The organism is Lelliottia nimipressuralis, from assembly GCF_004115925.1.
GTDB lineage: Bacteria > Pseudomonadota > Gammaproteobacteria > Enterobacterales > Enterobacteriaceae > Enterobacter > Enterobacter nimipressuralis.
Genome location: NZ_SDDX01000014.1, coordinates 140,901 through 161,546 on the forward strand (window position 1 = coordinate 140,901; position 20,646 = coordinate 161,546).

The following is a 20,646-nucleotide window of genomic DNA, read 5'->3' on the forward strand; positions in this document are numbered from 1 at the left end:
TTGTAACGCGCTGGAGGCTAAAAAAAACAACGCCCGGCATCACCGGGCGTTAAAAATAATTTCGTTCTGTAATTAACGGCCAGAAATCGGCGGTACGAAAACCACGCCCATATCCCACGGCTGTTCAATCCAGGTATCCTGCGGGATGTCGATAACATAGTCGTTGACCAGCGGACGACCAGCTGGTTTGGCGAAGATAGTGACGAAATGCGCTTTTGGATACATTTCACGGATCGCAACGGCAGTGCCGCCGGTATCGACCAGATCGTCGATGACGATAAAGCCTTCGCCGTCGCCTTCAGCGCGTTTCAGCACGGTCAGCTCGCGCTGGTTATCGTGGTCATAGCTGGAGATGCAGACGGTATCGACATGGCGAATACCCAGTTCACGAGCCAGCAATGCGCCCGGTACCAGACCGCCACGGCTCACGGCAATAATGCCTTTCCACTGTTCAGAAGGCATCAGGCGTGCAGCCAGTTTGCGCGCGTGAATCTGCAACATGTCCCAGGTGACGACGTATTTTTCGCTCATGTGAAGTGTCCCAGCCTGTTTATATACGGCTTAAAAAGTGTTCGAGGGGGAAATAGGTTGCGCGAGATTATAGAGATCTGACGCACTAAAAACCAGTGTTTAGCGGCTCGGGGCGGAGTTTTTACGTGCTTAATGCTAGCAGCGAACGGAGAAAGTGGTATTCTCAACCTCATCTCGCAAGCCCGACTTGTGCTGACTATCACTCTGCTAACCCTGTGACCTGCAAGCTTGTTTGCAGCGCCACGACAAGGAGACTTATCGTGTCTGAACTGTCTCAATTATCGCCACAGCCGCTGTGGGATATTTTTGCCAAAATCTGTTCCATTCCTCACCCTTCCTATCACGAAGAACAGCTTGCCGAACATATTATGGGCTGGGCGAAGGAAAAAGGCCTGCACGCAGAGCGTGACCAGGTTGGCAATATTCTGATTCGTAAAGCGGCCACCGCAGGTATGGAAAACCGCAAACCGGTTGTGCTGCAGGCGCACCTGGATATGGTACCGCAGAAAAACAACGATACCGATCACGACTTCACGAAAGATCCGATTCAGCCGTACATCGACGGCGAATGGGTTAAAGCACGCGGCACCACGCTGGGCGCCGATAACGGCATCGGTATGGCCTCCGCGCTGGCGGTGCTGGCTGACGATCGCGTTCAGCACGGCCCGCTGGAAGTGCTGCTGACCATGACCGAAGAAGCGGGTATGGACGGTGCTTTTGGTCTGCAGGCCAACTGGCTGCAGGCAGATATCCTGATCAACACCGACTCTGAAGAAGAGGGTGAGATCTACATGGGTTGCGCGGGGGGGATTGATTTCATCTCTACCCTGCCTCTGACCCGTGAAGCGGTTCCGGCTGGCTTCCAGACCTTCAAGCTGACGCTGAAGGGCCTGAAAGGCGGTCACTCAGGCGGCGATATCCATTTAGGTTTGGGCAATGCCAACAAACTGCTGGCGCGCTTCCTGGCCGGTCACGCGGCTGAGCTGGATCTGCGTCTGGTGGATTTCAACGGCGGTACCCTGCGTAACGCGATTCCTCGCGAAGCCTTTGCCACCGTTGCCGTTGCCGCTAACAAAGCCGACGAGCTGAAAAACCTGGCGAACGTCTACCTGGATATCCTGAAAAACGAACTGTCAGTGAAAGAGAAAAACCTGACCGTGGTTCTGGAAGCCGTATCCAGCGATAAAGCCGCGCTGACGACCGAGTCACGCGACCGCTTTGTGCAGCTGCTGAACGCCACACCAAACGGCGTGATCCGCAACTCTGACGTGGCGAAAGGCGTGGTTGAAACCTCCCTGAACGTCGGCGTTGTCACCATGAGCGACGACAGCGCGGAAATCATCTGCCTGATCCGTTCTCTTATCGACAGCGGTAAAGAGTATGTCGTGAGCATGCTGGAATCACTGGGCAAACTCTCTGGTGCGAAAACCTCCGCCAAGGGCAGCTACCCAGGCTGGCAGCCAGACGCGACCTCTCCGGTCATGGCGCTGGTGCGTGAAACCTATCAGCGTCTGTTCAACAGCACGCCGAACATTCAGGTGATCCACGCGGGTCTGGAGTGCGGTCTGTTCAAGAAACCGTATCCGGATATGGATATGGTCTCCATTGGGCCGACCATTACCGGGCCACACTCTCCGGACGAGCAGGTGCATATCGAAAGCGTGGGCCACTACTGGACGCTGCTGACAGAACTGCTGAAAGCGATTCCGGCTAAGTAAGACGCTGTACGTGCCCGGCGGCAGTGCGTTGTCGGGCCAGCAGAATCAGTGCCATAGCGATATGTAGAAGTAGGCCCGGTAAGCGAAGCGCTACCGGGCTTTTTTATACGTTTTATAACCCCAGCACCAGCTGTCGCTCCAGCTGCGGGTCCAGCAGCGTGACGTGTAAACCCACCAGCCTCACTCCCCTTCCCCCACGGCGTTCCTGCCAGGCTTTCTTCGCCGTTGCGATCAGGTCGTCTTTATTGAGTCGCGGCCAGACATGCTCCTGGGTTGTTTGCTGGAAGTCGTTAAACTTGAGTTTCACCCCCTGCCGGGCAATCAGCAGATCGGGTTTCACCTTTGCCAGACGCCGCTCCAGCTCGGGGTAGAGCTGCTCGTTAATAATGGTTTCGCAGTCACTCCACTCGTGGATATCTTCCGCCAGCGTGCGCTCGACCCCCACCGATTTACGCAGGCGCTCGCTGTTAATGCTGCGCTCATCAATCCCCTGACTGCGCTCCCACAGCATCCGGCCAAATTTGCCAAAGCGTTTAAGCAGCATCGCCAGATCGCTGTTCTGCACGTCTTCGCAGGTGCGCAGACCCAGCGTTTCCAGCTTTGCGGCCGAGACTTTGCCGACGCCGGGGATTTTACCCAGCGGCAGAGTTTTCAAAAAGGCAGGGACCTCATCAGGCGTGATGACATATTGCCCGTCCGGTTTATTCAGATCCGAGGCGATTTTGGCGAGGAATTTGACCGGCGCAATCCCGGCGGAGGCCGTTAAATTCAGCTCTTTAAAAATGGTCTGGCGGATCTCCTGCGCCATCAGCGTAGCGGAGCCGTGGCAGTGCAGACTGTCCGTGACGTCGAGATAAGCTTCGTCGAGAGAAAGGGGTTCGATGAGCGACGTGTAGCGGGAGAAGATTTCCCGGATATGGGCCGAGGCCTCTTTGTAAGCATCAAAGCGGCCGGGCAACAGAATGAGATGAGGACAGAGTTTAAGTGCCATCGCCGTGGGCATGGCGCTGCGCACGCCAAATTTGCGCGCCGGATAGTTGGCAGTGCTGATCACACCACGCTTAACGCGGCTGCCGCCAATGGCGATGGGGACATCCCGCAGCGCCGGATTATCACGCATCTCCACGGCGGCAAAAAAGCAGTCCATATCGACATGGATTATTTTGCGCATACTTAACCCTCACCCTTTCACTGGATAAGTATACAGTTAAAAATTCAGAATTGAAAAGTATCAGCGTCTTCACATCCTCCACAATTACGCAAAGTTCCTGGTTTCAAACGCGGCCTGATAAGCTATAAATGCCAACTAATTTGTAAACTCATTAGTTCACTCTTGCGAAAAAATGCAGCGATGCTAATGTGAGCGCTCCTAATCCAGAAAATTCTGATTTCGGGTCTCTTTTGCCGTCCTGGCAAGTTGGTTTGGCTTTATCAAGGAACTTGTAGTATGCGTAAAATCGCATTGTTCATTGCGATGCTTCTGATCCCGTGTGTCTCGTTCGCAGGGCTGCTTGGCAGCAACAGTTCAACCACACCGGTCAGCAAAGAATATAAACAACAATTAATGGGATCACCGGTTTATATTCAGATCTTCAAGGAAGAACGCACGCTCGATCTATTTGTCAAAATGGGCGAGACATATCAACTGCTTGATAGCTACAAAATCTGTAACTATTCCGGCGGATTAGGTCCGAAACAACGTCAGGGTGATTTCAAAAGTCCTGAAGGGTTTTATACCGTTCAGCGCAATCAGCTCAAACCTGACAGCCGCTTCTATAAAGCCATCAATATCGGCTTCCCGAACGCCTACGATCGTGCCCATGGTTACGAAGGTAAATACCTGATGATTCACGGTGCCTGCGTGTCTATCGGCTGCTACGCCATGACGGACAGCGGTATTGATGAGATTTTCCAGTTTGTGACCGGCGCGTTAGTCTTCGGCCAGGCGGGCGTGCAGGTGAGCATCTATCCGTTCCGCATGACCGATGCCAACATGCAGCGCCACAAGTATTCGACCTACGCGGATTTCTGGAAACAGTTAAAACCGGGTTACGACTACTTCCAGCAGACGCATAAGCCACCGACCGTCTCGGTCGCGGATGGTCGATACATTGTCAGCAAACCGCTGAGTCATGAAGTCGTCCACCCGCAGCTGGCGTCAAACTACACGGTTCCCGAGACAAAATAGTGCCCACTCGCCTGGCATAATCTTTTGCCAGGTTTCATTGCCCGTCAGGGGCTGAGTGGCGATTACCGTGACCACATCGTTGGGTGTGGTCTCGGTTTGAAAATCAATTTCCACATCCTGATCCAGCAGTTTTGCCACGCCAAAGGGCGCACGACGCGTGATCCAGAAAAGATTGGTCGAGCAGAACGCCATCACATAGCGCCCATCTGACAGCAGCATGTTAAACACACCCTTCTCACGCAGCTCACAGGCCAGCGTGCCGATGTATTTAAACACCGCTTCCATATTTCCCGGCGTGCGCGGATAGCGCTCTGTCAGCTTGTGCAGTAACCAGCAAAACGCTTTCTCACTGTCGGTTTCACCCACCGGACGGAAATTGCCCGTCTCCAGCGATTTATAGCCGGTCAGTTGCCCGTTATGGGCATAAGTCCAGTTGCGGCCCCACAGTTCACGGGTAAATGGATGGGTATTTTCCAGCGCCACTTCGCCCCGATTCGCCTGACGAATATGGGCAATGACCGAGCAGGATTTTATCGGGTAATCCTGGACCAGTCGGGCAATAGGAGAGTTGAAGCTGGGTTGCGGATCTTTGAACGTGCGACAGCCTTTGCCTTCGTAGAAGGTAATGCCCCAGCCGTCTTTATGCGGCCCGGTTCCTCCACCGCGCTGCACCAGCCCGGTGAAACTAAAGCAGATATCGGTTGGCACATTGGCGCTCATCCCGAGCAATTCGCACATACATCACCTCCACAACAGCGGGGGCAAGAGTGCCCCCAGCGAAGTCTTACTTAACCATCTCTTTTTCGATCAGCTGGATCAGGATATGAATCACTTTGATGTGAATTTCCTGAATACGGTCAGCATAACCAAAATGCGGCACGCGGATTTCGATATCCGACGAGCCTGCCATTTTACCGCCATCTTTGCCGGTCAGAGTGATGACTTTCATCCCCTTCTCACGCGCAGCGTCAATGGCTTTGATGACGTTGCCGGAATTACCCGACGTGGAGATCCCCAGCAGCACATCGCCTTCACGCCCTACCGCTTCAACGTAGCGCGAGAAAATATGATCGTAACCGAAGTCGTTACCCACGCAAGAGATGTGGCTAACGTCAGAAATCGCGATCGCCGGGTAACCCGGACGGTTTTCACGGTAGCGACCGGTCAGCTCTTCAGCGAAGTGCATCGCATCGCAATGTGAACCGCCGTTACCGCAGGAGAGCACTTTGCCGCCGGCTTTGAAACTGTCTGCCAGCAGAACCGCCGCGCGCTGAATCGCGTGAATATTGGCTTCATCTTTCAGAAAGTTGGCCAGCGTTTCCGCCGCTTCGTTCAGTTCGTTACGAATAAGATCCTGGTACATGAGGATAATCCTTCAGTATTGATGAAATAACACAGGGAGTGTACCGGATCGCGAGAAAAGCGAGAAGCTATACCCGTCATACTTGACGTGGTCTTTGCGCTGGCAGTGCCTGCTCTCACCCTCTCACTGACTTAAGTCTGCTCCTGGTCATGGCGATGCAGATCCCTCGGCGTTTTGATTATTCGTGCCTGTCAAAACCTGAACAATGTGAACCAGGTTGTAATTATTTTGTGAATGCATTGCTAAAAGAAATAACATCCACTACAACCATATCATCACAAGTGGTCAGACCTCCTACAAGCAAGGGAGCTTTTCTTTATGATGATTTTGAGCATTATCGCAACCGTTGTTCTGCTCGGTGTGTTGTTCTATCACCGCGTCAGTTTATTACTGAGTAGCCTGATTCTGTTGGCCTGGACGGCTGCGCTTGGCCTGTCTGGTCTGTGGAATATCTGGGTTGTGCTGCCGCTGGCAATTATCCTGCTGCCGCTCAACGTGCCTACGATGCGTAAGTCGATGATTTCCGCCCCGGTGTTCCGCGGCTTCCGTAAAGTGATGCCACCGATGTCACGCACGGAAAAAGAAGCCATCGACGCGGGCACCACCTGGTGGGAAGGCGATCTGTTCCAGGGCAACCCGGACTGGAAAAAGCTGCACAACTACCCGCAGCCACGGCTGACAGCTGAAGAACAAGCCTTTATTGATGGTCCGGTAGAAGAAGCGTGCCGCATGGCGAACGACTTCCAGATCACCCATGAAATGGCCGATCTGCCTCCGGAAATGTGGGCCTATCTGAAAGAGCATCGCTTCTTCGCGATGATCATTAAGAAAGAGTACGGCGGCCTGGAGTTCTCCGCTTACGCTCAGGCTCGCGTGCTGCAAAAACTGGCTGGTGTGTCAGGGATCCTGGCGATCACCGTTGGCGTACCAAACTCTTTAGGCCCAGGCGAACTGCTGCAGCATTACGGCACCGAAGAGCAAAAAGATCACTATCTGCCGCGTCTGGCGCGTGGTCAGGAAATCCCTTGCTTCGCGCTGACCAGCCCGGAAGCTGGCTCTGATGCGGGTGCTATCCCGGATACCGGCGTAGTCTGCATGGGCGAGTGGCAGGGCCAGCAGGTGCTGGGTATGCGCCTGACCTGGAACAAGCGTTACATTACGCTGGCACCGATTGCCACCGTACTGGGCCTGGCATTCAAACTCTCTGACCCGGACAGACTGCTGGGCGACGAGGAAGATCTGGGCATTACCTGTGCGCTGATCCCAACCTCTACGCCTGGCGTCGAAATTGGTCGTCGTCACTTCCCGCTGAACGTACCGTTCCAGAACGGTCCGACCCGTGGCGAAGATATCTTTGTACCGATTGATTACATCATCGGCGGTCCGAAAATGGCCGGACAGGGCTGGCGTATGCTGGTGGAATGTCTGTCGGTCGGTCGCGGTATCACCCTGCCGTCGAACTCTACCGGTGGCCTGAAATCCGTCGCGATGGGGATTGGTGCTTACGCCCACATCCGCCGTCAGTTCAAAATTTCTATCGGTAAGATGGAAGGTATCGAAGAGCCACTGGCGCGCATCGCGGGCAACGCTTACGTGATGGATGCGGCGGCGTCGCTGATCACCTACGGCATCATGCTGGGCGAAAAACCGGCTGTGCTGTCAGCTATCGTCAAGTATCACTGTACCCATCGTGCGCAGCAGTCAATTATTGATGCGATGGATATTGCTGGCGGTAAAGGCATTATGCTCGGCGAAGGCAACTTCCTGGCGCGTGGCTATCAGGGCGCACCGATTGCCATCACCGTGGAAGGCGCCAACATCCTCACCCGCAGCATGATGATCTTTGGTCAGGGCGCGATTCGCTGCCATCCGTATGTACTGGAAGAGATGGCTGCGGCGCAAAACAACGACGTGAATGCGTTCGACAAGCTGCTGTTCAAACACATCGGCCATGTCGGCAGCAACAAAATGCGCAGCTTCTGGCTGGGCCTGACGCGCGGTCTCACCAGTGCCACACCAACGGGTGATGCGACCAAACGTTACTACCAGCATCTCAACCGCCTGAGCGCGAACCTGGCGCTGCTGTCAGACGTGTCGATGGCAGTCCTCGGCGGCAGTCTGAAGCGTCGCGAGCGTATCTCTGCGCGTCTGGGCGATGTCCTGAGCCAGGTATTCCTTGCCTCTGCGGTTCTGAAACGTTACGACGATGAAGGCCGTCATGAAGCGGATCTGCCGTTAGTCCACTGGGGCGTGCAGGATGCGCTCTATCAGGCAGAGCAGGCGATTGACGATCTGCTGGCGAACTTCCCGAACCGCTTTGTGGCAGGCGCACTGCGCGTGGTGATCTTCCCAACCGGTCGTCATCATCTGGCACCGTCCGATATCCTGGATCACAAAGTGGCGAAGATCCTGCAGGTGCCAAGTGCAACCCGCTCCCGTATCGGTCGCGGTCAGTACCTGAAGCCTACCGAGCATAACCCGGTTGGTCTGCTGGAAGAGGCGCTGCTGGATGTGATGGCAGCCGATCCTGTTCACCAGAAAATCTGTAAACAGCTGGGCAAAAACCTGCCGTTTACTCGCCTGGATGAACTGGCCAAACAGGCGCTGGCGGGTGGGATCATCGATCAGAATGAAGCTGCGGTACTAGTGAAAGCGGAAGAGAGCCGTCTGCGCAGCATTAACGTGGATGATTTCGAGCACGACGAGCTGGCGACCCGGCCGGTAAAGCTGCCGGAGAAGGTCCGCAAACCTGAAGCGGCCTGACCCGCATCGCTTCCACAAACCCCGCCGCGTGCGGGGTTTTTTATTGCCACATTTTCTCTTTTTCCCGTGCTACAGTGTCAAAAAGCCGTCTTTCGAGGAGTCATGATTGTGCCTGGTTTGAAGATTACCCTTTTACAACAGCCCCTGGTGTGGATGGACGGTCCCGCCAACCTGCGCCATTTTGATCGTCAGCTCGAAGAGATCACCGGACGCGATGTGATTGTGCTGCCGGAGATGTTCACTACCGGGTTCGCCATGGAGGCAGCAAAGCAGTCTCTGGCGCAGGATGACGTCGTCGCGTGGATGCACAGCAAGGCCCGGCAGACGAACGCTCTCGTCGCGGGGAGCGCCGCGCTGCAGACCGAGCGTGGGCCGGTGAACCGCTTCCTGCTCGTCGAGCCAGACGGCACGCTGCATTTTTACGATAAACGCCACCTGTTCCGCATGGCCGATGAGCATCATCACTACGAGGCGGGTAACGAGCGGGTGGTGTTTGAGTGGCGCGGCTGGCGCATTCTGCCGCTGGTCTGTTACGACCTGCGCTTCCCGGTCTGGTCACGCAACCGTAATGATTACGATCTGGCGCTGTACGTCGCCAACTGGCCTGCGCCGCGCTCGCTGCACTGGCAAGCGCTGTTGGTGGCGCGCGCCATTGAGAATCAGGCGTATGTGGTGGGCTGTAACCGCGTAGGCACCGATGGCAATGGGCATCACTACCGCGGCGATAGCCGGGTGGTGAATCCGCAGGGGGAAATTATTGCCACCGCCGAACCGCATCAGGCGACGCGTATAGACGCCGAGCTTTCGCTAACGGCACTGAAAGAGTACCGGGAGAAGTTTCCGGCATGGCAGGACGCGGATCCGTTTAGTATTGGATGAAAAAAAGCCGGGTGCGGCAGCGCCTCACCCGGCTTAGATGCTGATAGCGGTTTGTTAACTCACTAACGCCTGCCCGTCTTTGCGGCTTTCGGTTGCGGCGACGTAGTGCCCTTCCGGCATGCGGTAAATCACCTGCGCGCCGCCAAAGTTATAATCCTGCAGCGGATCTTCCACCGTAATCTGATGCCCGCGTTCGCGCAGCGCCGCAATGGTATTGCGGTCGAAGCTCGATTCAACGATCACTTCCCGGCCCTTCACCACGCGCCAGCGCGGCGCATCGATCGCCGCCTGGGGGTTTTGCCCGTGCAGCATAATACGCAGCGCCATCTGCATGTGACCCTGCGCCTGCATTGGCCCGCCCATCACGCCAAACGACATCAGCGGTTTGCCCTGCCCGTCCATCGCGAAGCCCGGAATAATGGTATGGAACGGACGCTTACTGCCCGCCAGGGCGTTAGGATGTTTAGGATCCAGCACAAAGCCACAGCCGCGATTTTGCAGGCTAATGCCCGTGTCCGGCACCACGACGCCTGAGCCAAAGCCCATAAAGTTGGACTGGATAAAGGAGATCATCATCCCGCTGGAATCGGCGGCAGAGAGGTAAACCGTACCGCTTTGTGTCGGCGCGCCGTAGGTGAAATCAGACGCGTTATCCTGATCGATCAGCGCCGCGCGCGATTTCAGATAGTGGTCGCTTAACAGCTCTTTCGCGGCAAACTCCATGTGCTCTTCGTCGGCCACGTAGCGATCGAGATCCGCCAGCGCCAGCTTCATCGCCTCGATCGACAGATGCAGAGATTGCACAGAGTCCGGATGATGTTTTTCGATCCCGCACTGCTCCAGAATCCCCAGCGCAATAAGCGTGGCGATCCCCTGACCGTTTGGCGGCAGCTCCTGCACCGATCCACCGGCGAAATCGCGCGACAGCAGCTCCACCCAGTCGACGCGATGATTCGCCAGATCGTCTGCCGTCAGATGCGCGCCGTGCTCTTTGGCGAAAGCAGCGATTTTCTGCGCCAGCTCACCGCGATAGAAGGCTTCGCCGTTAGTTTTGGCGATCAGCTCCAGAGAGTTGGCCTGCGCCGGATTACGGAAAATCTCACCGATGCGCGGCGCGCGGCCCTCTGGCGCAAAGCAGGCGCTAAAGCCCGGCTGATCTTTCAGTTTGTTAAAGCCGCGCTGCCACAGGTGACCAATCAGCGGCGACACCGGGAAACCATTACGCGCGTACTCAATGGCCGGTTGCGCCAGGGTCGTCAGCGGCAGCGTGCCAAAACGCTCGGCCAGTGCTACCCAGCCGGAGACGGCGCCCGGCACCGTCACCGCGTCCCAGCCAAGCTCTGGCACGTCGGTTTTGCCCGCGTACAGATCCGCATGCCAGCTGGCAGGCGAACGGCCTGATGCGTTCAGACCGTGCAGCTTTTCGCCGTCCCAGACGATGGCAAAGGCGTCGCTGCCAATGCCGCAGCCCGTCGGTTCAACCACCGTCAGGGCCATGGCCGTGGCTATGGCGGCATCAACGGCGTTACCGCCGAGCTGTAACATCCGCATCCCGGCCTGCGCCGCCAACGGCTGCGAAGTGGCGACCGCGTTGTGCCCCATCATTGGCGGGCGTCGTGAATCGTAACCGGTCGTAAAATCAAGCGCTTTGGTCATCATGACTCCTTAGTCGTGGCGCGGATCGAGCGCATCGCGCAGCCCGTCACCGAGTAAATTAAAGCCCTGTACCGCAAGGAAAATGGCGATACCAGGGAAAACAGACATCCATGGCGCCTGTTCCAGAAAACCTTTTGCCGTGTTGAGCATTGAGCCCCATGACGGATTCGGCGGCTGCTGACCAAGGCCGAGAAACGACAGGCTGGCCTCGGCGATAATGGCGGAGGCAATCGCCAGCGTGGCCTGCACCAGAATTGGTGACATCACATTGGGCAGCACATATTTCACGATGATCCAGCGATCCGGCAGGCCAATCGCCTTCGCGCCATCGATGTACTCTTCGTTGCGAATGGCGATCACCTGGCCGCGCGTCAGACGAGCAAAAATCGGCATGGCCGACAGCCCGATGGCGATCATCGCGTTAGTCAGGCTGGGGCCTAAAAACGCCCCCAGTGCGATCGCCATGATCAGGAACGGGCATGCCAGCAGCGCTTCGATAAAGCGTGAGATCACGCCGTCCCAGATCCCCTGGAAGTACCCCGCCACCAGCCCGAGCGGTACCCCGATCGCTACGGCAATGACCACCGACATACAGCCCGCCATCAGGGACGTTCGCGCGCCCCAGACGATGCGCGAGAGAATGTCGCGGCCCAGCTCGTCGGTGCCAAACCAATACAGCTCTGACGGCGGCTTACGCACCGCCAGGAAGTTAGCTTTGACCGGATCAAAGGGCGCAAGCCAGGGGGCAATCAGGGCGATGAGCACAAAGATGCCGACAATCACCGCGCCAATCACCGCGCTTTTATTGGCGAGAAATTTCTTCAGCACCCGATTCTGCGCGCGTGGCAACGCAGGTACTACGGTTTGAGTCGTCAGTTCAGCCACGATTAACCTCGCATTTTCGGGTTGATGAGGACGTAGAGCACGTCAGCCAGCAGGTTCAGCATCAGGAAGCCAATCGCCACGATCAGCACCACGCCCTGCACCACCGCATAATCACGGTTAAAAACCGAATCGACGATCATTTTGCCAAAGCCTGGAATTGTGAAGACCTGCTCGGTCAGTACCGCGCCGCCCAGCAGTTCACCAAACAGCAGCGTGGTAAGCGTGATCACCGGCACCAGCGCGTTGCGAAACGCGTGCTTGAGAATCACCGCTTTCGGCAGCAGCCCCTTTGCCCGCGCGGTACGGATGTAATCGGCTTTCAGCACGGCGATCATTGAGGCGCGCGTGTGGCGCATCAGCGTCGCCGCCAGGCCGGTACCGAGCACCGACGCAGGCAGCAGCAGCGTGCGCAGGTTTTGCAGCGGATCTTCGCTGAACGGCACATAGCCGGAGGCGGGCAGCCACTGCAAATTGACCGAGAAGACCAGAATTAACAGGATCCCCAGCCAAAAGTGCGGTATCGAGATCCCCGAGATCGCCACAAAGTTGGCACCGTGATCGATCCAGCTGTTTTTGTTAACCGCCGCGAGGATCCCCATGCTGATGCCGAACACCAGCGCAATGATCATCGCCAGCAGCGACAGCTCCATCGTGACCGGCAATTTGCTGGCAATCAGCGACGTCACGGGCTCGTGAGTGCGTAAAGAGACCCCCAGATCGCCCTGCAGCGCACGCGTCAGCCAGTCAAAATATTGCACCGGCAGCGGCGCATCGAGATTCAGTTCTGCGCGCAGCTGAGCAATCACCGCCGGATCGCGCTCTTCGCCCGCCATCGCAATCAGCGGATCGCCGGGCAGCAGTTTTTGCAGCCCGAAGACCATCATGCTCACCAGCAGTAAGGTCGGGATCGCCAGTAGCAGGCGTTTGCAAATCAGTTCCAGCATGGTTTCTCCTCAAGCCCTCAGTTACTTAGCAAGCGACAAGCCCGCCAGACGCACGATGCCGTCCGGGTACGGTTTGAAGCCCTGCACGCTCTTGTTCAGGCCAAAAATGCGCGGCTCAAAGTAGAGATAGGCAATCGGCATGTCCGTTTGCAGCTGTTTTACGACCTTGTCGTACAGCGGCTGGCGGGCGGCGGGATCGGTGCTCAGACGCGCCTGGGTCAGCCACTCGTCGACCTGCGCATTGCTGTAACGGCCGTCGTTGAGGTTGCCTTTGCTGTTGATGAAACCAAAGATGCTGCCGTCTGGATCCGGACGACCGGACCAGCCGGAGAAGCTCAGCTGATAGTCACCGCTCTGCTGACGATCGAGCAGCGTGGCGAATTCCGTCATTTGCAGATTCAGGTTAAAGCCCGCTTCCGCCGTCATCGCCTGCAGAACCTGGCCCACCTGCTGTGACGTTGGGTTGTTCGGCACCAGCAGATTGACGTTCAGCGGCCCGTTAATGCCCGCCGCTTTTAGCAGGGCTTTTGCTTTTTCCACATCGCGGGCCGGAACCGGCACCTTGACGTGGTAAGGGCTGACCGGCGAAAACGCCTGGTTTGCCGGGGTGTACAACCCTTCAAACACCACCTGGTTCAGCGCATCGCGGTCGATGGCCAGTGAGAACGCTTCGCGCACACGCGCATCTTTGAACGGATCGTTGGCCGGAACTTTGCCGTTATTGATGTTGAAAGTGATCCCCTGATAACCGAGACCGGTCACCTTCGCCAACGCCAGTTTGCTGTCGGCTTCGACGGTTTTCACGTCGCTGGCGGCGATACCTTCTGTCAGATCGAGGTCACCCGCGCGCAGGTTTGCCAGACGCACCGAGGCATCCGGGATCGGCAGATAGATGATTTTGTCGAAGTGATAGGCGTCTTTGTTCCAGTAGTTGTCGAAACGGCTCAGAACGATGCGGTCCTGAGAGACGCGGCTGTCAAATTTGTACGGGCCAGAGCAGACAGGATGGGCGGCAAAATCCGGCTTTTTGGCCGCTTCCGGCGCCATCATCGCCCCTGCGCGGTCGGTCAACTGCATCAGCAGCGCGGCATCCGGCGTTTTCAGGTGAATGGCAATTTGGGTCGGGCTTTTCACTTCCACCGATTCGACAGAAGAGATTTCACTTTTACGCAGCGAGCCTTTTAAGGACAGGGCGCGTTCGAGGTTATATTTCGCCGCTTCAGCGTCAAATTTTTCGCCGTCGTGGAAGGTCACCCCCTCACGCAAATTCATGGTCAGGGTTTTGTTGTCATCGCTCCAGGACCAGTCTTTTGCCAGGCCCGGCACGACCTTCAGATTTTCATCCACATCAACCAGCCTGTCGCACAGAGAGGCGAAGACGAAGCGGCCATAGTAGGTGCGCGCCAGATGAGGATCGAGCATATCCGGGTCTGCGCCCAGACCAATTCGCAGAACGCTTTCCGAGTGCGCAGGGAGTGCTGCGCCCAACAACATAACACTTCCCAGTACGGTCAAAAGAGAATTACGCATTGTCATTATCATGAGTTCCTTGCTGGAAGAGACGAGAGTGATGCCGCATGTTCAAACAGCGCGCGGCGGCGCAAAAAGGCAGCGGATGGCGGTGCTATCTGGATAACACTGCGATCGCGGTTAATTTCCTGCCAGCGATGGCAGGCCACCTGGCGTCCGCCCTCCAGAACCTGTGCGATCGGTTCGACCTGGCGGCATTCATCCGTGACATACGGGCAGCGGGTGTGGAACCGACACCCGGAAGGGGGATTCGCCGGATTCGGTAAGTCGCCCTGCAACAGCGGCGCGTCGCGCTCTATGCCCGGCTGCATCTGGGGCGCAGAAGCAATCAGCGCCTGCGTGTACGGGTGCAGCGGCGCGTCAAAGATTTCATCGACGGTAGCCAGCTCAACAATCTGGCCGAGATACATCACCGCCACGCGATCGCTCATGTGGCGAATGACCGCCAGGCCGTGAGCGACAATCACCATTGTCAGCCCCAGCTGATGTTTCAGGCTTTCGAGCAGGTTCACTACCTGCGCCTGCACGGAGACATCCAGCGCGGAAACCGGCTCATCGCCGAGCAGCAGTTTTGGCCCGGAGGCTAGCGCGCGCGCAATGCCGATACGTTGACGCTGTCCGCCGGAAAACTCGTGCGGATAGCGTCCGGCCCAGGCGGCAGGCAGCCCGACGGTTTTCAGCAGTTCCGCGACGCGATACTGGCGGTCGGCTTTTTTCATATTCTGGTGCAGCCACAGGGGTTCACCGACGATCTGCTCCACCGTCATGCGCGGATTGAGCGAGGCAAACGGGTCCTGAAAGATGATTTGCAGTTCACGACGAAGCTGGTTCAGCCGCGAACCTGACGCGTGGGTAATCTCTTCGCCCTGATAGAACACGCGCCCTTCGCTGGCCGCCAGCAGGCGAAGCAGCAGTCGACCGAGGGTGGATTTCCCGGAACCGGACTCACCGACAATGGCCAGCGTTTCGCCCGGCATCACGGCGAGTGAAACCCGGTCGACGGCGGTGACAAAACGGGCCGGCGCAAAGAGTTTTTTCGGGCCGGGGAAGAGTTTGCTCAGATCGCGAGCTTCGAGGATCGGGGTAGTCATGCGATTTCTCCCAGCGCAATGTGTTGCTCAAGGGGCACACGGAAACAGGCCACCTGATGGCCCGCTCCAAGGGTGTGAAGCTGCGGTTTTTCATCGTGGCAGCGCGTCTGGGCGAACGGACAACGGGTGGCGAAACGGCAGCCCTTCGGCATCGATTCGGGCAACGGCACGCTGCCCGGAATGGTCGAAAGCTGGCCTTTACGCGCACCGAGGGACGGAATCGACCCCATCAGACCGATGGTGTAGGGGTGCTGCGGATCGGCAAAAATACTCTCGACGCTGCCCTGCTCCACGACCTGTCCGGCATACATCACCGCCACCTGCTGCGCGACTTCCGCCACCACACCCAGATCGTGGGTGATCATCAGCACGGCGGTGCCGGTTTCGGCTTTTAAGGTATTCAGCAACGTCAGGATTTGCGCCTGGATTGTCACGTCCAGCGCGGTGGTTGGTTCGTCGGCAATCAGCAGACGCGGGTGGTTAATGAGCGCCATCGCAATCATCACACGCTGGCGCATCCCGCCGGAAAGCTGATGGGGATAAGATTTAAGACGCATCTCCGGCGCCGGGATCTGCACCTTTTCCAGAATTTGCAGCGCCACTTTCATGGCGTCGGATTTCGACATTTTCTGGTGGCGGATCACCGCTTCACTAAGCTGATCGCCGAGAGTAAAAGCCGGGTTGAGGGAGGTCATCGGCTCCTGAAAGATCATCGCCAGTTCACTGCCGCGCAGATCGGCGTATTCACGCGGGGAGAGCTTGCGCAGATCGTGGCGACGGAACTGCATTTCACCGCTGACAATCTGCGCACTGGCAGGCAGCAGCCCCATCAGCGCCAGCGACGTGATACTTTTTCCGCAGCCGGACTCCCCCACCAGCGCCAGCGTTTCACCTGATTTCACGCTCAGGGAGATGCCGTCGAGCACGCTGACCGGCGATCCAGCGAATTTCACATTGAGATTGTGCAGGCGAAGGACCGGCGCTGCCTCCTTAAAAGGGATCGTCGTCATAACAGGGAATCATCCTCAAGGTTGATGGCCTGAATCAGGGCAGTTTGCAGGGTGAGCAGGTGTTCGCGCATCGCGGCGGCTGCTTCATTGGGCTGGCGGTGGATAATCGCCGTCATGATTTTGTGGTGGTGATCGTTGTAGCTGTCGACGCGCTCTGGGGTACGCGCCAGCTCACGCAGGTGCTGCCAGCTAGGTTCGCGCCTGACTGCATCAATAGCATCGAACAACCCCAGCATCAGGCGATTACCCGCAGCCTCAGCAATGGCGCGGTGAAAGGCGCTGTCCCACAGTTCGTTAAGATCGCGGTCATCCGGGCTGACCTTGTCGATGCGTTCCAGCATGCGCTGCATCAGCGCGAGGTTTTCCCTGGTGGCACGCAGTGCCGCAAGACGGGCTAAGCCGGGTTCGAGCTGCAGGCGGGCTTCCATCACTTCCAGCAGATTGGTTTGCTGCACCAGCCCCTGAAGCGCAAGAGGTTCAACCGGTGCGGCAGGGCCAATGAAAGTGCCTTTGCCCTGCTTGCGCCAGATGCGTCCCTCTTCTTCCAGCACGTCCAGCGCACGACGAACTTCGCGTCGCCCTACGCCGAGTGTTTCCGACAGCTCACGTTCGGTGGGCAGCGGAATGCCTGGTGTTGACTCGTGCTGGTTGATCAGACCGCGCAACTGCTCAAGTGCGGTGCTGGAATTTGCCAGAAACCGTGACGATTTTTCCATATTGGTTCGCCTGCTCTCATCATTGCTTTATTTTTATTAACAATAAGTTATTGATATAGATAACGTCTCATTGCACATAGAGTTAAGCAATTAATGAACCAATAAATCATTGGTTCAGGAACTTTCTGGAAAACCGTAAGTAAGCTAATGATTATTTGAGATTTATTTTTACAAGATTGTTACAAGAGGAAACGTTTGGAGCGAAGGGATGAGACGGAATTGCACACTAAAAGTGCAACCATCGCACCAATATCGAACAATTGTTAATAAATTGCACTGCGAATATTAACTTTTTGTTAACTAACATCAGAGGGGAGATAAGAGAGGTAAGGCGCTGAAATGACGAAAACCTGAATCATTTCTGATTCAGGCTTTCTAATGTGGCGGAACGGACGGGACTCGAACCCGCGACCCCCTGCGTGACAGGCAGGTATTCTAACCGACTGAACTACCGCTCCGCATTGTTCCCTTGGGAACGAGGCGAATATTACGGTTTGGTTCCGATCCCGTCAACGCTTTTTCTCAACTTTTGAATCAGTTGCTGCAAAATTCGCCCACACGGTGCTTTTTACAGCATAACGGCATCTGTTATGCGCGCCAGAGGCAGCTGCCGCCCTTCTTTTGCACGATATCGAGACGCGATTCATGGGCGGCGATCTCTTCGTCACTGGCTAAAATCACCCGCAGACGGCTCGCCTGACGCACCACGCGCTGAATTCCGGTGTCACCCGCCTGACGGGAGTCGTTTTCGGTGCTAAACGCCATCGAAGTCTGGCCGCCCGTCATGGTCAGATAGACATCCGCCAGAATCTGGGCATCGAGCAGTGCGCCGTGAAGCGTACGCTTGGTGTTATCTATTTCGTAGCGCGAGCAGAGAGCATCGAGGCTGTTACGCTTGCCCGGAAACATCTTCCTCGCCAGCGCCAGGCTGTCAGTGACTTTGCAGAAGGTATTGGTTTTCGGGATATTGCGGTTGAGCTTACTGAACTCATAGTCCATAAAGCCGATATCGAACGAAGCGTTATGGATGACGAGTTCAGCCCCGCGGATATAGTCCATAAACTCATCGGCAACGTCGGCGAAGGTCGGTTTATCCAGCAGGAACTCATCGGCAATTCCGTGAACGCCGAACGCTTCCGGGTCCACCAGACGGTCGGGCTTCAGGTAAACGTGGAAGTTGTTGCCGGTGAGACGACGGTTCACCACTTCGACGGCACCGATCTCAATGATCTTATGGCCTTCGTAATGTGCGCCAATCTGGTTCATACCGGTGGTTTCGGTATCGAGGACGATCTGTCGTGTAATTGCAGTGCTCATATCGGTCATTTATGTCAGACTCGTCGTTTTACTGATCGTTTCAAATACAGGAAGTCTACCAGAGATGATTAAGCAGGTAGAAATTTTCACCGATGGATCTTGCCTCGGGAATCCAGGGCCGGGCGGCTACGGCGCCATTTTGCGTTACCGTGAGCATGAGAAGACCTTTAATGAAGGTTTTCGTCTGACCACCAATAACCGCATGGAGTTGATGGCCGCGATCGTCGCGCTGGAAGCATTAAAAGAAGATTGCGATGTGGTTATCAGTACCGACAGCCAGTATGTGCGCCAGGGGATTACCCAGTGGATCCATAACTGGAAAAAGCGTGGCTGGAAAACGGCCGACAAGAAACCGGTCAAGAATGTCGATCTCTGGAAGCGTCTGGACGCGGCACTGAGCCATCACACCATTAAGTGGGAATGGGTCAAAGGGCATGCGGGGCATCCGGAAAACGAACGTTGCGACGTTCTTGCGCGCGAAGCGGCGATGAATCCGATCCACGATGACGTGGGCTATCAGCCGGAATCCTGATCAGGGTTTTCGGTACTGTCGCGTCGCCCCGACCGTCTGTCGGATTTGTGCTTTTGATTTGCTCTGCTTCATCGGGTTCAGCGTAAGTGGAACCGTTCGCTTACGCGCCACGATAAGCTGCATGCACCCAAGTGCTGGCAGATGGGTTGTCAGCATTTTACCGCCCTTCCCCGCCCAGGGTAAAACCTGGAAGCCGCTGTAGTACATCACTTCAAAATTCAGTAATGACAGCCAGTCGAGCTGACGTGTAAACGTAAACATGCGGCTGTTATAGGGCGGCGTGCGGCGCAAAACGGGCACCAGCTTGCGCAATCCCATCAGGCTCATCGGATTGAAACCGCTGAGGACCAGCCAGCCGTCATCGATTAGCACGCGGTCGGCTTCGCGCAGTAAACGGTGCGGGTCGCTGCACCAGGGAAGCGTGTGGGCCATCAGGCAGGCGTCGACGGATTTCTCGGCGAATGGCAAATGAAGCGGATCGGCTTTAACCTGAAGGGGGTGACCGTTAAGAGAGACATTCACCTGATGGGAGATGGCGCAGCTTTCGGAGTTGATTTCCGCGCTCAAATTGCCAATCTTAAGCAGATGAAAACCATACATTTTTGCAAACCAGGGATTGAGCTGACTCTCAAGCGCCTCGCGATAGTATTCACCCCACCGCAACTGGGACCAGTGCTCTGGTGCTGAGACAATCTGAGGTATCCTTGCCGGCTTCATCAACACACCCGTTACGTAATGAGAGGTAATTTATGAATCTTATCAGCATTCCCGCGTTTCAGGACAACTACATCTGGGTTTTAGTCGGCGATGATAAGCGTTGCATTGTTGTCGATCCAGGCGATGCGGCACCGGTATTGCAGGCTATCGAGGAAAACGGCTGGCAGCCAGAGGCCATTTTGCTGACTCACCATCATCACGATCATGTCGGCGGTGTCCCTGCTTTACGGGCGAAATTTCCCCATTTAGTGGTTTATGGTCCACAGGAGACACAAGATAAGGGCACGACTCGGGTAGTCGAAGATGGCGAAAAAATCCTCATACTGGGATACGATTTTTCTGTATTTGCTACACCCGGTCACACTTCCGGACACATTTCTTTCTTCAGTTTCCCTTATCTTTTCTGCGGTGACACGATGTTCTCCGGCGGGTGCGGAAGATTGTTCGAAGGGACGCCAACCCAGATGTATCAATCCTTCCAGAGGATTAACGCTCTCCCGGAGGATACCCTCGTTTGCTGCGCCCACGAATATACATTAGCAAATATGAAGTTTGCATTGAGCATCTTGCCTGACGATCCTGCGATTCAGGATTATTACCACAAAGTGAATGAGTTACGGGTAAAAAAACAAAATACACTGCCCGTAATTCTGAAAAATGAGCGCAAAATAAATTTATTTTTGAGAACCGATGATATTGATTTAATTAACAAAATTAACCAAGAAACAAATTTGCAACAACCTGAAGAGCGTTTTGCATGGTTACGGTCAAAGAAAGATGACTTCTGACAATTGCGGGTTGCCTTT

Annotated in this window: 19 protein-coding genes and 1 tRNA gene; 6 read left to right on the plus strand and 14 right to left on the minus strand. The window is 56.0% G+C overall.

Annotated elements, in window-relative coordinates:
* Positions 1 to 72: 72 nt before the first annotated feature.
* Entirely contained in the window at positions 73 to 531 is a 459-nt protein-coding gene (gpt, locus tag ETG88_RS12570) for a xanthine phosphoribosyltransferase (RefSeq protein ID WP_047174674.1), read from the minus strand.
* A gap of 260 nt (positions 532 to 791) precedes the next feature.
* Here gpt and pepD point away from each other — a divergent pair, with 260 nt between their 5' ends.
* The gene (gene pepD, locus ETG88_RS12575; RefSeq protein ID WP_129035509.1) at positions 792 to 2,249 is read left to right on the plus strand and encodes a cytosol nonspecific dipeptidase; all 1,458 of its coding nucleotides are present in this window, start codon (positions 792 to 794) and stop codon (positions 2,247 to 2,249) included.
* A gap of 112 nt (positions 2,250 to 2,361) precedes the next feature.
* Here pepD and dinB read toward each other — a convergent pair whose 3' ends face one another.
* Positions 2,362 to 3,420 (minus strand): DNA polymerase IV, encoded by a 1,059-nt coding sequence (dinB, locus tag ETG88_RS12580; RefSeq protein ID WP_129035510.1) that lies wholly within the window; start codon positions 3,418 to 3,420, stop codon positions 2,362 to 2,364.
* Between the two features lie 276 nt (positions 3,421 to 3,696).
* Between dinB and dpaA the strand changes: the two genes are divergently transcribed.
* Positions 3,697 to 4,437, plus strand: coding sequence for a peptidoglycan meso-diaminopimelic acid protein amidase (gene dpaA, locus ETG88_RS12585; RefSeq protein ID WP_100777512.1), 741 nt, complete (start codon positions 3,697 to 3,699; stop codon positions 4,435 to 4,437).
* On the opposite strand, the gene ETG88_RS12590 is transcribed toward dpaA, so the two are convergent.
* Together ETG88_RS12590 and lpcA are read right to left on the minus strand one after the other, a co-directional pair.
* Positions 4,408 to 5,175 carry a class II glutamine amidotransferase gene (locus ETG88_RS12590; protein WP_100777513.1) on the minus strand — a complete coding sequence of 256 codons (768 nt, stop codon included), beginning with the start codon at positions 5,173 to 5,175 and terminating at the stop codon, positions 4,408 to 4,410. The genes dpaA and ETG88_RS12590 overlap by 30 nt on opposite strands.
* A 46-nt stretch (positions 5,176 to 5,221) precedes the next feature.
* On the minus strand, positions 5,222 to 5,800 hold the full coding sequence (gene lpcA, locus ETG88_RS12595) for a D-sedoheptulose 7-phosphate isomerase (RefSeq protein WP_100777514.1): 579 nt from the start codon (positions 5,798 to 5,800) through the stop codon (positions 5,222 to 5,224).
* Between the two features lie 318 nt (positions 5,801 to 6,118).
* Here lpcA and fadE point away from each other — a divergent pair, with 318 nt between their 5' ends.
* Positions 6,119 to 8,563: an acyl-CoA dehydrogenase FadE gene (gene fadE / locus ETG88_RS12600; protein WP_129035511.1), complete on the plus strand. Its 2,445-nt coding sequence runs from the start codon at positions 6,119 to 6,121 to the stop codon at positions 8,561 to 8,563.
* Between the two features lie 108 nt (positions 8,564 to 8,671).
* Complete coding sequence (locus tag ETG88_RS12605; RefSeq protein WP_107704208.1) at positions 8,672 to 9,442, plus strand: amidohydrolase; 771 nt, start codon at positions 8,672 to 8,674, stop codon at positions 9,440 to 9,442.
* Positions 9,443 to 9,496: 54 nt separating this feature from the next.
* Here the strand turns inward: ETG88_RS12605 and ETG88_RS12610 are convergent, their stop codons facing one another.
* The 9 genes from ETG88_RS12610 to dnaQ form a co-directional block, all read right to left on the minus strand.
* Positions 9,497 to 11,098, minus strand: a complete 1,602-nt coding sequence (locus tag ETG88_RS12610; RefSeq protein ID WP_100777516.1) for a gamma-glutamyltransferase family protein — start codon at positions 11,096 to 11,098, stop codon at positions 9,497 to 9,499.
* A 9-nt stretch (positions 11,099 to 11,107) separates the two neighbouring features.
* Positions 11,108 to 11,983: an ABC transporter permease gene (locus ETG88_RS12615; protein ID WP_129035512.1), complete on the minus strand. Its 876-nt coding sequence runs from the start codon at positions 11,981 to 11,983 to the stop codon at positions 11,108 to 11,110.
* A 2-nt stretch (positions 11,984 to 11,985) separates the two neighbouring features.
* Positions 11,986 to 12,927 (minus strand): ABC transporter permease, encoded by a 942-nt coding sequence (locus ETG88_RS12620; RefSeq protein ID WP_102104393.1) that lies wholly within the window; start codon positions 12,925 to 12,927, stop codon positions 11,986 to 11,988.
* 21 nt (positions 12,928 to 12,948) lie between these two features.
* Complete coding sequence (locus ETG88_RS12625; protein WP_187469892.1) at positions 12,949 to 14,463, minus strand: ABC transporter substrate-binding protein; 1,515 nt, start codon at positions 14,461 to 14,463, stop codon at positions 12,949 to 12,951.
* 2 nt (positions 14,464 to 14,465) lie between these two features.
* Positions 14,466 to 15,548, minus strand: coding sequence for an ABC transporter ATP-binding protein (locus ETG88_RS12630; RefSeq protein WP_129035513.1), 1,083 nt, complete (start codon positions 15,546 to 15,548; stop codon positions 14,466 to 14,468).
* Entirely contained in the window at positions 15,545 to 16,558 is a 1,014-nt protein-coding gene (locus ETG88_RS12635) for an ABC transporter ATP-binding protein (protein ID WP_129035514.1), read from the minus strand. The genes ETG88_RS12630 and ETG88_RS12635 overlap by 4 nt, the downstream gene beginning before the upstream one ends.
* A complete protein-coding gene (locus ETG88_RS12640) occupies positions 16,555 to 17,274 on the minus strand; it encodes a FadR/GntR family transcriptional regulator (RefSeq protein ID WP_100777521.1) in 720 nt (239 codons plus the stop codon). The genes ETG88_RS12635 and ETG88_RS12640 overlap by 4 nt, the downstream gene beginning before the upstream one ends.
* A 381-nt stretch (positions 17,275 to 17,655) precedes the next feature.
* Positions 17,656 to 17,732, minus strand: a tRNA-Asp gene (locus tag ETG88_RS12645).
* A gap of 130 nt (positions 17,733 to 17,862) precedes the next feature.
* Complete coding sequence (dnaQ, locus tag ETG88_RS12650) at positions 17,863 to 18,591, minus strand: DNA polymerase III subunit epsilon (RefSeq protein WP_164971798.1); 729 nt, start codon at positions 18,589 to 18,591, stop codon at positions 17,863 to 17,865.
* Between dnaQ and rnhA the strand changes: the two genes are divergently transcribed.
* Positions 18,545 to 19,123 (plus strand): ribonuclease HI, encoded by a 579-nt coding sequence (gene rnhA / locus ETG88_RS12655; RefSeq protein WP_164971799.1) that lies wholly within the window; start codon positions 18,545 to 18,547, stop codon positions 19,121 to 19,123. The genes dnaQ and rnhA overlap by 47 nt on opposite strands.
* On the opposite strand, the gene ETG88_RS12660 is transcribed toward rnhA, so the two are convergent.
* Positions 19,124 to 19,840 (minus strand): class I SAM-dependent methyltransferase, encoded by a 717-nt coding sequence (locus tag ETG88_RS12660; RefSeq protein WP_129035515.1) that lies wholly within the window; start codon positions 19,838 to 19,840, stop codon positions 19,124 to 19,126.
* A 32-nt stretch (positions 19,841 to 19,872) separates the two neighbouring features.
* Here ETG88_RS12660 and gloB point away from each other — a divergent pair, with 32 nt between their 5' ends.
* A complete protein-coding gene (gene gloB, locus ETG88_RS12665; protein WP_129035516.1) occupies positions 19,873 to 20,628 on the plus strand; it encodes a hydroxyacylglutathione hydrolase in 756 nt (251 codons plus the stop codon).
* Positions 20,629 to 20,646: the final 18 nt, after the last annotated feature.

Bases quoted from the DNA above. Each gene is read 5' to 3' on its own strand.
- gpt (WP_047174674.1), bottom strand. From the start codon at position 531: ATGAGCGAAAAATACGTCGTCACCTGGGACATGTTGCAGATTCACGCG.
- dinB (WP_129035510.1), bottom strand. From the start codon at position 3,420: ATGCGCAAAATAATCCATGTCGATATGGACTGCTTTTTTGCCGCCGTG.
- dpaA (WP_100777512.1), top strand. From the start codon at position 3,697: ATGCGTAAAATCGCATTGTTCATTGCGATGCTTCTGATCCCGTGTGTC.
- ETG88_RS12590 (WP_100777513.1), bottom strand. From the start codon at position 5,175: ATGTGCGAATTGCTCGGGATGAGCGCCAATGTGCCAACCGATATCTGC.
- lpcA (WP_100777514.1), bottom strand. From the start codon at position 5,800: ATGTACCAGGATCTTATTCGTAACGAACTGAACGAAGCGGCGGAAACG.
- fadE (WP_129035511.1), top strand. From the start codon at position 6,119: ATGATGATTTTGAGCATTATCGCAACCGTTGTTCTGCTCGGTGTGTTG.
- ETG88_RS12610 (WP_100777516.1), bottom strand. From the start codon at position 11,098: ATGACCAAAGCGCTTGATTTTACGACCGGTTACGATTCACGACGCCCG.
- ETG88_RS12620 (WP_102104393.1), bottom strand. From the start codon at position 12,927: ATGCTGGAACTGATTTGCAAACGCCTGCTACTGGCGATCCCGACCTTA.
- ETG88_RS12625 (WP_187469892.1), bottom strand. From the start codon at position 14,463: ATGACAATGCGTAATTCTCTTTTGACCGTACTGGGAAGTGTTATGTTG.
- ETG88_RS12630 (WP_129035513.1), bottom strand. From the start codon at position 15,548: ATGACTACCCCGATCCTCGAAGCTCGCGATCTGAGCAAACTCTTCCCC.
- ETG88_RS12635 (WP_129035514.1), bottom strand. From the start codon at position 16,558: ATGACGACGATCCCTTTTAAGGAGGCAGCGCCGGTCCTTCGCCTGCAC.
- ETG88_RS12640 (WP_100777521.1), bottom strand. From the start codon at position 17,274: ATGGAAAAATCGTCACGGTTTCTGGCAAATTCCAGCACCGCACTTGAG.
- dnaQ (WP_164971798.1), bottom strand. From the start codon at position 18,591: ATGAGCACTGCAATTACACGACAGATCGTCCTCGATACCGAAACCACC.
- ETG88_RS12660 (WP_129035515.1), bottom strand. From the start codon at position 19,840: ATGAAGCCGGCAAGGATACCTCAGATTGTCTCAGCACCAGAGCACTGG.
- gloB (WP_129035516.1), top strand. From the start codon at position 19,873: ATGAATCTTATCAGCATTCCCGCGTTTCAGGACAACTACATCTGGGTT.